Annotated in this window: 11 protein-coding genes, 3 pseudogenes and 1 riboswitch; of the genes and pseudogenes, 12 read left to right on the top strand and 2 right to left on the bottom strand. The window is 69.3% G+C overall.

The annotated features are described in order from the left end of the window. Positions 1–638: 638 nt before the first annotated feature. Positions 639–848: pseudogene (locus IQ216_RS06910) on the bottom strand (CBS domain-containing protein); the annotation flags it as partial. Positions 849–1,259: 411 nt separating this feature from the next. On the opposite strand from IQ216_RS06910, the pseudogene IQ216_RS06905 reads away from it, so the two are divergent. Further along, positions 1,260–1,661, top strand: a pseudogene (locus tag IQ216_RS06905) (CDP-alcohol phosphatidyltransferase family protein); the annotation flags it as partial. Here IQ216_RS06905 and IQ216_RS06900 read toward each other — a convergent pair. Further along, entirely contained in the window at positions 1,632–2,579 is a 948-nt protein-coding gene (locus IQ216_RS06900) for an NAD-dependent epimerase/dehydratase family protein (protein ID WP_193814896.1), read from the bottom strand. The pseudogene IQ216_RS06905 and the gene IQ216_RS06900 sit on opposite strands and share 30 nt — an antisense overlap. A 77-nt stretch (positions 2,580–2,656) precedes the next feature. Between IQ216_RS06900 and IQ216_RS14210 the strand changes: the two are divergent. The 11 genes and pseudogenes from IQ216_RS14210 to hypB form a co-directional block, all read left to right on the top strand. After that, positions 2,657–2,845: pseudogene (locus IQ216_RS14210) on the top strand (TIGR02450 family Trp-rich protein); the annotation flags it as partial. A 27-nt stretch (positions 2,846–2,872) separates the two neighbouring features. Further along, complete coding sequence (gene hisA / locus IQ216_RS06895) at positions 2,873–3,646, top strand: 1-(5-phosphoribosyl)-5-[(5-phosphoribosylamino)methylideneamino]imidazole-4-carboxamide isomerase (RefSeq protein WP_228007241.1); 774 nt, start codon at positions 2,873–2,875, stop codon at positions 3,644–3,646. A gap of 203 nt (positions 3,647–3,849) precedes the next feature. Continuing rightward, on the top strand, positions 3,850–4,248 hold the full coding sequence (locus IQ216_RS06890; RefSeq protein WP_193814894.1) for a transcriptional repressor: 399 nt from the start codon (positions 3,850–3,852) through the stop codon (positions 4,246–4,248). A 36-nt stretch (positions 4,249–4,284) separates the two neighbouring features. Next, positions 4,285–5,943, top strand: a complete 1,659-nt coding sequence (locus tag IQ216_RS06885; protein ID WP_193814893.1) for a DUF3685 domain-containing protein — start codon at positions 4,285–4,287, stop codon at positions 5,941–5,943. A 66-nt stretch (positions 5,944–6,009) separates the two neighbouring features. Next, positions 6,010–6,654, top strand: a complete 645-nt coding sequence (locus IQ216_RS06880) for a thylakoid membrane photosystem I accumulation factor (RefSeq protein ID WP_193814892.1) — start codon at positions 6,010–6,012, stop codon at positions 6,652–6,654. Beyond that, positions 6,651–8,060, top strand: a complete 1,410-nt coding sequence (gene fumC / locus IQ216_RS06875) for a class II fumarate hydratase (protein ID WP_193814891.1) — start codon at positions 6,651–6,653, stop codon at positions 8,058–8,060. The genes IQ216_RS06880 and fumC overlap by 4 nt, the downstream gene beginning before the upstream one ends. After that, positions 8,057–8,407 (top strand): MarC family protein, encoded by a 351-nt coding sequence (locus tag IQ216_RS06870; protein WP_193814890.1) that lies wholly within the window; start codon positions 8,057–8,059, stop codon positions 8,405–8,407. The genes fumC and IQ216_RS06870 overlap by 4 nt, the downstream gene beginning before the upstream one ends. A gap of 31 nt (positions 8,408–8,438) precedes the next feature. After that, positions 8,439–8,573: a hypothetical protein gene (locus tag IQ216_RS14480; protein WP_255510589.1), complete on the top strand. Its 135-nt coding sequence runs from the start codon at positions 8,439–8,441 to the stop codon at positions 8,571–8,573. Between the two features lie 46 nt (positions 8,574–8,619). Next, positions 8,620–8,745, top strand: a riboswitch (guanidine-I (ykkC/yxkD leader). A 26-nt stretch (positions 8,746–8,771) separates the two neighbouring features. Beyond that, complete coding sequence (gene speB / locus IQ216_RS06865; protein WP_193814889.1) at positions 8,772–9,974, top strand: agmatinase; 1,203 nt, start codon at positions 8,772–8,774, stop codon at positions 9,972–9,974. Between the two features lie 3 nt (positions 9,975–9,977). Beyond that, entirely contained in the window at positions 9,978–10,367 is a 390-nt protein-coding gene (locus IQ216_RS06860; RefSeq protein ID WP_193814888.1) for a hydrogenase maturation nickel metallochaperone HypA, read from the top strand. Positions 10,368–10,372: 5 nt separating this feature from the next. Then, the gene (gene hypB, locus IQ216_RS06855) at positions 10,373–11,146 is read left to right on the top strand and encodes a hydrogenase nickel incorporation protein HypB (RefSeq protein ID WP_193814887.1); all 774 of its coding nucleotides are present in this window, start codon (positions 10,373–10,375) and stop codon (positions 11,144–11,146) included. The last annotated feature ends 91 nt before the right edge of the window (positions 11,147–11,237 follow it).

Genomic DNA, 11,237 nt, shown 5'->3' with positions numbered 1-11,237 from the left:
CATGGGCAGATTTTGGCACCCGAAAGGGTGAAATCAGCCAAGCCAACCTCAGATTCGCCAAACGTTGTTCATTCCGAGCAAATTCCAACCTTGGACCCACTTTCAGGGCTCGTTGCCCAGAGGCTCCTTAGGACACGACTCGTTACGACCAATCCACAGAACCGGGGGAACCCCACGCCTACATCGATCGGCGGCTGAGGTGGTCTGGCTTTTCTGGACAGGCTCCATCGTTAGCCCTAGAGGCGGGGCACCGCCCCTGAAAGGGGCTCCCACCCATGAGCAAGGGCTACACCCGCAGTCCCGAGTTCAAGGCCAAGGTTGCCTGGAGGCGATCAGTGGCCGCAGGACGATCCAGGAGGTCGGCACCGATCACGCTATCCACGCTGCCAGGCGCCACTTCCCCGCTTGCCCTGCCCCGCAGTCATCAGGCCAAGCCACCAGAAGCGCCTCTGGGCATTGTCAACAGATGCAACACACCCACGAGCAGATGTCCTCAATAAGCCGTCCTTGTTGAGAACCACGAGGCTCGACGCCCGCCTGCCAGGCACTAGCGAGCGGCACCGTGCCCTTCATTGTTGCCAGCTGCAGCAATAGTTCTCATGCCCTCTCAATAAGCTCCCCTATCCAAGCCATACCGCTCAGGCGCCAGCCTGGGCCAGGGCCCGTACCACATCCCCGCGGGTGAGCACGCCCACGGGTCGGTGCCCGCCATCCACCACAAACAGCCGCTGGGTGCTGCTCTCGTGCAGCTGGCGGGCCGCCGCCGGCAGGGGCAGCTCGGCCTGGCAGGTGTGGGGGCTGGGGCGCATCACTTCACCCACGGTGCTGCCCAGCACCTGGTGCACCTGSKTRKMYCACKGCAKSGRRYWGCRNCASGTAGRKSMCGGCATCGNAGCMGCWNTCRCGYASSRKCMGGNCMTSKWMGSYGMKCTCGCSCACCAKNNNNCMGSYCCYRTYCRSYRMSSKCNGCCCRCCRRKGYGSYGCYCSCNTNCAYCASCKKCASCNCCKCCNNTGYNGGKGCKYGYYCAYCNGCYWCRCNCNGMMYCSKGCNASKSRYSWSKSCRSMGMCNCGNCTSWNGRACCNNGGGCTRCTSRWNACGGCGKNGWCSGMCWKTYKGASCMTGNGGCYGNNGGARCSGSGNTGWMGGSCAWYMKGAKSCNGWRGCCKGGMNGMYGGSMTSAMSGNGCWRCRGGMNNTGCKRRGSCTSSNCCNGMTNGNCTSRCCSTGCTNGCGGGCCNGYNGCWGGGGSYCYSSCTGCTGCTGCTGCTGGGGGGGCTGAGCGACTGGGCCGATGGCGCGCTGGCCCGACGCGCCGGCGGCGGCTCGGTTTGGGGTGCCCGCCTCGATCCGCTCACCGACAAGATCCTGATCAGCGCGCCGCTGCTGTGGCTCGGGGCCCAGGGGGTGCTGCCCCTGGCGGCCGTGTGGCTGTTGCTGGCCCGCGAGCTGCTGATTTCCGGCTGGCGGGCCGGCCAGGGCGGCGGCGGCCCCGCTTCCCTGGCCGGCAAGCTCAAGACCGTGCTGCAGTTCAGCAGCCTGCTGCTGCTGCTCTGGCCCTGGCCGGGCCAGGCGCTGCTGGTGCCGCTGGGCTGGTGGCTCTTCTGGCCCTCCCTGCTGCTGGCCCTGAGCTCAGCCTGGGGCTACCTGCGCCGCGCCTGAACCGCTGAGCAGGGCCTCGTCGGCGGAGAAGTCCGGGGTGCCGGGAGCCCGCAGGGCGTAGTCGTGGCTGTAGCTGTCCTTGAGGGTGGCCTCCAGGTCGAAGGCGGGCTCCCAGGCCAGTTCGCGCCGCACCCGGGTGGTTTCGGTGAGGAAGTGGGCCAGCCGCAGCGGGAAGGCCTTGCGGGCCTTCTTGTCCAGGCCGGCGGGATCGAAGCTGCGCACGTCCACGCTGGCGGGATCCTGGCCGCAGGCCCGGGCTGCGGCATCCACCAGCCCCCGGAAGGTCACGCCCTTGCTGCCGGTGCAGTTGTAGATGCGGTTGGTGGCGGTCTCCACCTCGATGCAGCGCGCCATGGCGGCCGCCAGGTCCTTCACATGGCCCAGCTGGGTGATGGTGCTGCCGTCACCCGGCAGGGGCAGGGGCCGGCCATGCAGGATCCGATCGAAAAACCAGCTCTCCACAGGGTTGTAGTTGCCCGGACCCACGATGTAGGTGGGCCGGAAGCTGGTGAAGGGAATCCCCTGCTGGCGCAGCCAGGTTTCGGTCTCCGCCTTGCCGGCGTGGCGGCTGGCCGGATCGGTGGGGGCGTCCTCATCCAGGGGCCAGAGCTCGGAATCGGCATAGACCCCCGCCGAGCTCACATAGACGAAGCGATGGCTGGGGGGGCCGGTGCGCTCCAGCACGGCGCGGGAATCCTCCAGGCTGCGGCCGGAGCTGTCCACGATCACATCGAAGCGCTCGCCGGCCAGCAGCTCCAGGGCCGCCGGGTCGCTGCGATCCCCCACCAGGTGCCGGGGGCCGGCCGGCACCGGGTTGCGGCCACGGGTGAACAGGGTGAGCTCATGGCCGCAGGCCAGCAGCTGCTCCACCAGGGGCTTGCCCACAAAACGGGTTCCGCCCATGACGAGGATCTGCATGGCACTGCTGCGCAACTGGAGCGCCATTCTCCAGGCTCACCCCTCCAGCCCCCCCCCGCTCCGATGCCGTGGAACCGATGCGCCTGAGCCAGGCCTACACCGCCCAGCCCGCTGCGCCGCAGGACACCCGGGGCTATCGCCACTTCGCCCTGGTGGGCCAGCGGGGCAGGGCCGCCGGCCGCGCCGTGGAGCTGGCCGCCGTGCTGGATCCGAGCCTGCGGCTGCTGGTGCCGCTGCAGCAGCTGCGCGACAGGCGGCTCTGGCAGCCTGGCTGGCAACAGCTGCGGCGCCCCATGCAGATCATTCCCGCCATCGACCTGCTGGACGGGCACTGCGTGCGTCTGCACCAGGGGGATTACGACCAGGTGACGCGCTTTTCAGGCGATCCGGTGGCCCAGGCCCTGAGCTGGCAGGCTCAGGGCGCCCAGCGGCTGCATCTGGTGGATCTGGATGGGGCACGCACCGGCACCCCACTCAACGACGCCGTGGTGAACGCGATCACCGCCGCCCTGACGATCCCGGTGCAGCTGGGGGGCGGTGTGCGCACGGCGGAGCGGGCCGAGGAGCTGCTGGCCTGTGGGCTCGACCGGGTGATCCTGGGCACGGTGGCCGCCGAACAGCCGCAGCTGGTGGATGAGCTGGCCCGCCGTCATCCGGGGCGGATCGTGGTGGGAATCGATGCCCGTGAAGGCAAGGTGGCCACCCGCGGCTGGCTGGATGGCAGCAGTCTGGAAGCCACGGCATTGGCCAGGCGCTTCAACGGCAGCGGCATCGCGGCGATCATCAGCACCGACATCGCTACCGACGGCACCCTGGCCGGCCCGAATCTGGAGGCCCTGCGGGCCATGGCCGAGGCCAGTGCGGTTCCGGTGATCGCCTCCGGGGGCGTCGGCTGCCTGGAGCACCTGCTCTCACTGCTGAGCCTGGTGCCCCTGGGGGTGGAGGGGGTGATCCTGGGCCGCGCCCTCTACGACGGCCGTGTCGACCTGGCTGAGGCGATGGCCGCCGTGGCCGATGGCAGGCTTCAGGACGTGACGACCCCACCGGAAAGCGCGTCGATCGCATGAGCCTGGCTGACTCAGCCATGGCGCCTTCACCTGGGCGTACACGGACCACTTGTGGGTTGGCCTATAACAGAGATGCTCCCTTCCAGGTGGTTCGCTTGAGCACGGCGGCCCAGACAGCTCTGACAGGCACGCTGGCCGAGCCTGAGACCAAGGCCCTGCCTGACTGCGCCGAAGCGGTGTACAGACGCTGCAGGGATCTGGGCATGCGGCTGAGCCGCCAACGGCGCATGGTGCTGGATCTGCTCTGGGCCGAGAAAAGCCATCTGAGCGCCCGCGACATCTTCGAAAAGCTCAACGACCTGGGCCGCAACATCGGCCACACGTCCGTCTATCAAAATCTGGAAGCCCTGCAATCGGCAGGGGTGATCGAGTGCCTCGACCGCGCCAGTGGCCGCCTCTACGGCTACCGCAGTGATCCCCACAGCCACATCACCTGCCTCGATTCCGGGGCCATCGAGGATCTCGATGTGGCCCTGCCCGCCGAACTGCTGGAGCAGATCGAGCGGTGCACCGGCTACCACATCGAGTCGTACACCCTCAACCTCACCGGTCGTCGCCCCAGCGGCAGCAGCTCCGATCAGCCTGTGGATCTCCGTGGCTGAGGCCGTTACCTTGGGCCATCACCAGGGCCTGGGTGCGTGACTCCGCAGCTACTGCTGTTCGCTGAACCCCTGGTGGCCGGCGGACTGATCCGCCTCATCCAGGACCATGGCGATGACCTGGTGGTGGTCACGAACCCCTCCGAACTGGTGGGGGCCCCCCAGCTGGTGATCTGGCGCCCCGCGGCTGCCACCAGCGCAGCCGACCTGCGCCGCGAGTCGCTGCTGCTGCGGGAGCGATGGCGGCCTGCGCCCCTGCTGCTGCTGCTGGCTGCGGGCCATGGCATCGCCGCCTCATCACTGCTGCAATTGGGGGTCCACGGGCTGCTGGAGGCCCCGGGCAGCGACGAGCTGCTGGAGGCGATCCGCACCCTGCGGGCCGGCGGCCGGGTGCTGGAGCTGCAGGCCCCCACGCTCCAGGGCGATGCCGCCAACCCCGCCCGCTCGAACCAGGCCGCCGCCGGCGCGGGCAGCGGCTGGGCCACGGGCCTGGGCCAGCGCCTCCTGCTCGACGGCCTCGAGCAGATCGATGCCGCCAGCGCCCTCTGCCTGCGGCTGCTGGATCCGCCTCCCCAGGCACCCCTGCAGCGCTGGATCCTGGAGGGAAGAGTGCGGGAACTGGCCTGTGCCCGCCAGCTGCTGCTGCTGATCTGGGGCCCGGTGAGCCTGGCCTGGGGCCTGCCGGAGCAGCAGACACCGCCCCCCACGTCCACCACCAACCCCGGCCGGGGCACGAGTCTCACCCTGCAGCAGCGCAACGCCGCCGGCATCTGGCAGGCCGTGCGCCTGCGGCTGGAGACGGCCATCGGCCCTGGCCTCGACAACCGCAGCGGCCAGCTGCTGGCCATCGAGGGGCTCAGTCCACAGCGCTGCCGCGACCTGCTCCTGGCCCTGCTGGACCAGCTCGAGAGTCTGCGCAGCCAGCTTGCCGACGAGCCCGGCGCGGCGAACACGCTGCTGCAGCGCTGGCTCGAACTGCAGCCCCAGCTGCGGGAGCAGGCCCTGCGCAGCATGGCCAGCCCCTACGTGCAGCTCCCCCGCCTGGGCACGCTCGAACCGGTGGCCACAGCCCTGGTGCAGACCAGTGATCTGGCGGCCAGCGACCCCGAGCTACCGGACGCCCAGGCGATGCTGGCCACCCTGGTGCTGGCCCAGCCGCTGCTAGTGGAGGGCCAACTGGTGGCCGCCGATGAGCTCCAGGCCCTGTTGCACCTGGAACGCCTGGTGGCCAACTGGCTGATGCGCACCGCCGAACTGCTGGCGGCGGAGGTGCTCAGCTGCTGCGGCGCCTGGCCGGAGCTGCGCCGCTACCTGCTCAGACCCGAGCTGCTCTCCACCCGCAACCTGGAACGGCTGCGCAACCAGCTCAATGCCCAGCAGCGCTGGAGCGAGTGGTTCGAGCGCCCGATCGCCATCTACGAAAGCCGCCGCCAGCTGCTCTGCGTGGAAGCCGGTCGCATCGCCACCCTCCACCTGGTGGAACCCCGCGACGGGGAGCTGCGCCGGCTCGGTCCCCTGCAGCAGCTGGTGACGCTGGCCCTTGAAAGCCGCGACGCCGTGGCCCCTCAACTGCGCCAGCTGATCCAGGGGCTCGGCAACCTGGTGGTGGTGCTGCTCACCCAGGTGGTGGGCCGGGCGATCGGGCTGATCGGCAGGGGCATCCTGCAGGGGATGGGCCGGCGGCCCAGCAGCCCCTAGCCCGCGCGCAGGCCGGCACCATCGGCCCTTCACAATGGGCCCATCGCCGGGGCCCCGATGTCAACGATGCAACGCACAGTCACAGGCCGGGATGGCCGCCCGCGAGCGGCCCGGCCAGGCGCGTGGCACCTGAGCGGCGAGCGGTGCTCCCTGCTCAAGACACTGCTGGGCCCTGCCCTGAGCCTGGTTCTGGCCCTGGGGCTTGGTCTTGGCCTCGGCGGTGCTCCCGCCCAGGCGGCCCTCACCACCAACAGCTACGACGGCAACATCTACGCCCTCTACGCCGGCAACGGTTCCCTGGTGCCGCCGCGCACCAGCCTGGCCAAGACCCTGGAGGAGCACAGGCCGGCCCTGGTGGTCTATTACCTCGATGACGACAGCGCCAGCAAGGCCTTCGCGCCGGTGGTGTCTGAGCTGCAGCGGCTCTGGGGCACCAGCATCGAGCTGATCCCCCTGGTCACCGATCCCCTGCAGAACCGTCCCACCACGGGGCCCTCGGATCCGGCCTACTACTGGCACGGCCACACCCCCCAGGTGGTGGTGCTCGATGGCGACGGCCAGGTGCTGCTCGATGAGGAGGGGCAGGTGGGCCTGGATCGCATCAATCCAGCGGTGAGCCAGGCCACCGGCCTGGAGCTGCCCGACAGCTTCAAGAGCAGCGGCAGCATGAGCTTCAACGAGCTCAACACCGAGGTGCTGAGCGGGCGATGAGCAGCGATGGCCCCGCCACGCGGCTGGAGAGCGACAGCCTCGGCAGCCTGGCCGTGCCGGCCGAGCACTACTGGGGCGCCCAGACCCAGCGCTCGATCCACTTCTTCCCCTTCGGGCAGGCCATGCCCCTGGCCGTGGTGCACGCCTTCGGCCAGCTCAAGGCCGCCTGCGCCGAGGTGAACGCCGCCGAGGGCAAGCTCACGCCTCACCTGGCCGACCTGATCGTGGCGGCGGCCGAGCAGGTGGCCCGGGGCGAGCTCGATGCTGAATTCCCCCTGAAGGTGTGGCAGACGGGCTCCGGCACCCAGACCAACATGAACGTCAACGAGGTGATCGCCAACCGGGCGATCGAAGCCTGTGGCGGGGTGCTGGGCAGCAAGGCACCGGTGCACCCCAACGACCATGTGAATCTCAGCCAGTCGAGCAACGACACCTTCCCGGCTGCCCTGCACGTGGCGGTGGCGCTGCAGCTGGAGCGGGGGCTGATCCCGGCGCTGCAGGCCCTGCAGCAGGAACTGGCTCAGAAGGCGGCAGCCTTCAGCGGCATCGTCAAGATCGGCCGCACCCACCTCCAGGATGCGGTGCCGCTCAGCCTCGGCCAGGAGTTCAGCGGCTATGCGGCCCAGTTGCAGCTTGGGCTTGAGAGCCTGACCGCCACCTTGCCCCAGGTGAGGCAACTGGCCATCGGCGCCACCGCCGTGGGCACGGGTCTCAACGCTCCGGCGGGCTTTGGTGAGGCCGTGGCCGCCCGGCTCTCGGCCCGGCTGGCGCTGCCGTTCACCAGTGCCCCCAACAAGTTCCAGGCGCTGGCGGGCCATGAGCCCCTGGCTGCCCTGCACGGAGCCCTCACCGTGCTGGCCGGATCCCTGCTGAAGATCGCCAACGACATCCGCTGGCTGGCCAGTGGACCCCGCTGCGGCCTTGGTGAGCTGGTGTTGCCTGAGAACGAACCGGGCAGCTCGATCATGCCTGGCAAGGTGAATCCCACCCAGTGCGAGAGCCTCACCATGGTGGCGGTGCAGGTGATGGGCAATAACACCGCCGTGCAGATGGCCGCCAGCCAGGGCAACTTCGAGCTGAACGTGTTCAAGCCCCTGATCGCCCACAACGTGCTGGAGAGCATCGCCCTGCTGCAGGGAAGCTGCACGGCCTTCCGCCAGCATTGTCTGGAGGGCCTCCGGGCCGATGAGGCCCGCATCGCCACCCTGCTCGACCAGAGCCTGATGCTGGTCACGGCCCTCACCCCCGTGATCGGCTACGACCGTGCCAGCGCCATTGCCAGCCACGCCCACCGGCAGGGCCTCAGCCTGAAGGAAGCGGCCCTGGTGCTGGGAGAGCTGAGCGGGGAAGACTTCGATCGCTGGGTGCAGCCCTCCCAGATGCTGGGATCAGCTCCGCCGGGTTGAGCGGCGGCAACGGCGGGGCCGACCTCAACCGCTCCGTGATCACCCTGCTGGCGCTGGTGAACCCGGTGATCTGCTCGGCCATGCTGCTGCAGCACTGCGGCGGGGCGCCACGGGCCCAGCGGCTGCGCGGCGTGGCCACCGTCGTGCTGCGCACCGGTGCGATCCTGCTGCTGAGTGCCTTCTTCGGGCCGCGGCTGCTCGCCACCCTGGGCATCTCCCTCGACACGTTCCGGATCATGGGCGGCCTGGTGATCGCCTCGATCGGCTACGGCATGTTCCAGGCAGGGGGCAGCGAGACGGCCTCGCCTGAGCGGGCACCATCGCCACCGTGCTCACCCTGGCGGTGATGCACGGTCCGGGGGAGGGCCTGCTGACAAGGTGGTGGTGTCGCGGCCGGGGTCGGCGGCCAGTCGCAACGCCACCTTGATCAATCGCTTTCTCGGCCTGATCCTGATCGCCATGGGGCTGCAGTTCGTGCTCACCAACCTCAAGGCCTTCTTCGAGCCCCGGTAACAATCACCACAACGCTCAGCCAACACCTGGGAGAGGGTCTGAAGGCGGAAGCAGTTTCTAGGGTTCCGGTCCCGTTCAGCGATGGCCCCAGGGTCCTGCTGGAGAGACGTCTGGTCCGAGAGAAGCTCACCGGGGTCACTCGGTTGCACGGAGGGATAAAAGCCCGGGAGACCGCAACCCCCACCTCCGTGTTGTGCCATGACCGCATCGCCAGGCCCTGAAGGGGCCTTTGACCGCCGCACCCCGGCGCCGCCTGGCCGTCAGGGCGCTGAAGCCCTTGAGAAAGAAGCCCGCCTGCCGCTCACCGGCTGGCAGCAGGAGGTGGACCAGGGCCTGCGCTACGGGCTGGAGGCGGCTGAGAGCATCATGGACCGGCGCATCTCCACCTTTTCGCGCGGCGAGCTGCCCCACTACGCGGGCATCAACACCTTCATGAAGGCGCCCTACATCGAAGACGTGAACCGCGTCGGCGAATTCGATGTGGCGATCCTGGGTGTGCCCCACGATTCCGGCACCACCTACCGGCCCGGCACCCGCTTCGGCCCCCAGGGCATCCGCCGCATCTCGGCCCTCTACACGCCCTACAACTACGAGATGGGCGTCGACCTGCGCGAGTCGATCCGGCTCTGCGATGTGGGCGACATCTTCACGATTCCTGCCAACAACGAGAAGAGCTTCGATCAGATCTCCAAGGGCGTGGCGCACGTGTTTGCCAGCGGCGCCTTCCCGATCATCCTCGGCGGCGATCACTCGATCGGCTTTCCCACCGTGCGGGGGGTGTGCCGCCACCTGGGCGACAAGAAGGTGGGCATCATCCACTTCGATCGGCACGTCGACACCCAGGAGATCGACCTCGACGAACGCATGCACACCTGTCCGTGGTTCCACGCCACGAACATGGCCAACGCCCCCGCCGAAAACCTGGTGCAGCTGGGCATCGGCGGCTGGCAGGTGCCGCGCGAAGGGGTGAAGGTGTGCCGCGAGCGGGGCACCAACGTGCTCACCGTCACCGATATCTGCGACATGGGCCTGGAGGCGGCCGCCCAGTACGCGATCGAGCGGGCCACCGATGGCACCGACTGCGTCTACATCTCCTTCGACATCGACTGCATCGACGCCGGTTTCGTGCCCGGCACCGGCTGGCCCGAACCCGGCGGCCTGCTGCCCCGCGAAGCCCTCAAGTTGCTGGAGCTGATCGTGCGCAACGTGCCGGTCTGCGGCCTGGAGCTGGTGGAGGTGTCGCCCCCCTACGACATCAGCGACATGACCTCATTGATGGCCACCCGGGTGATCTGCGACACCATGGCCCACCTGGTGGTGAGCGGCCAGCTGCCGCGCAAACAGAAGCCGGCCTGGCTGCATGAGGCCTGCAACATGCAGGTCGATCAGAAGTGGAGGTGAGTCATGCATGAAGTCGACATGACCCGCTGCCTGCTGCTCTCGATGGAGGAGTGGAAGCGGGGCCACGCCCCGGCCACGCCGAAGGTGACCACCGTGCACCTGCTGGTGGGCAGCTTCACCTGCGTGGAGCCCGAGCAACTGGTGACCACCTGGCAGGTGGCCGTGCAGTCGAGCTGGCTGGCCGGAGCCCGGCTGGCGATCGAATCGGTGCCCCTGCTGGGCCGTTGTGTGCTCTGCAACGGCACCTACGCGCCCAGTTCCGAGCAGGGCTACCGCTCCCCCTGCTGCCAGCACCCGATGGAGGAGATCGTGCAGGGCCGGGAGCTGAAGATCCGCTCGATTGATTACAGCCTCTCTGGCCAATCAACGTCCCACCTCGCCCCCTGCCGCTGATCGCCATGCACATGCCCCTGGAAGACACCCTCGGCCTCAACCTGCTGGCCGCCAATGACCATCAGGCCGCCCACAACCGCGAGCACTTCGACGCCTGGCAGCTGCTCTGCCTGAACGTGATGAGCAGCCCCGGCGCCGGCAAGACCTGCCTGCTGGAGCGCTCCCTGGCCCAGCTGGCCGGCACCTACGCCATGGCGGTGCTGGAGGGCGACATGACCACCCAGCTCGATGCCGAGCGGCTGCAGGCCGTGGGGGTGCCGGTGGTGCCGATCACCACCGGCCGCGCCTGCCATCTGGATGCGGCGATGGTGCGTGGCGGCCTCCGGCTGCTTGGCCAGCGCCTCGATCCCGCCGGCCTCGATCTGCTCTGGGTGGAGAACGTGGGCAACCTGGTGTGCCCCGCCGAATTCGCCATCGGCGAGCACCGCAAGGTGGCCCTGCTCAGCGTCACCGAAGGGGAGGACAAGCCGCTCAAGTACCCGGTGATGTTCCGGGAGGCCGACTGCGTGCTGATCACCAAGACCGACCTGCTGCCCTACCTGCCGGTGTCGGTGGAGCGGATCGAAGCCCACATCCGCCAGGTGAACCCCCGCTGCGCCGTGATCCGGGTGTCGGCCACCGATGGGGAAGGCCTGGACGCCTGGCACGCCTGGCTGGAGCAGCAGCGGCAACAGCTGGGTGCGGCACGCAGGGCAGACGCTGCCAAGGCCGCTGGCCCTGCCTCGGCCCAGGCCGCTGCCCCGGCTATGGCCGAAGTGCCGGCGCTGGTGAGTCCATGAGCTCCCGAACTTCCCAGTCCTGGGCCCAGCCCGCCCCAGCTAGGGCGTCGCCTCGACGATCCACGCCTTCGTCAACGTCCAGGGCCCCTTC

Origin of the sequence: Cyanobium sp. LEGE 06143 (assembly GCF_015207535.1) — a bacterium.
Classification (GTDB): Bacteria; Cyanobacteriota; Cyanobacteriia; order PCC-6307; family Cyanobiaceae; genus NIES-981.
This window is presented reverse-complemented; position numbering and strand designations above follow the sequence as displayed.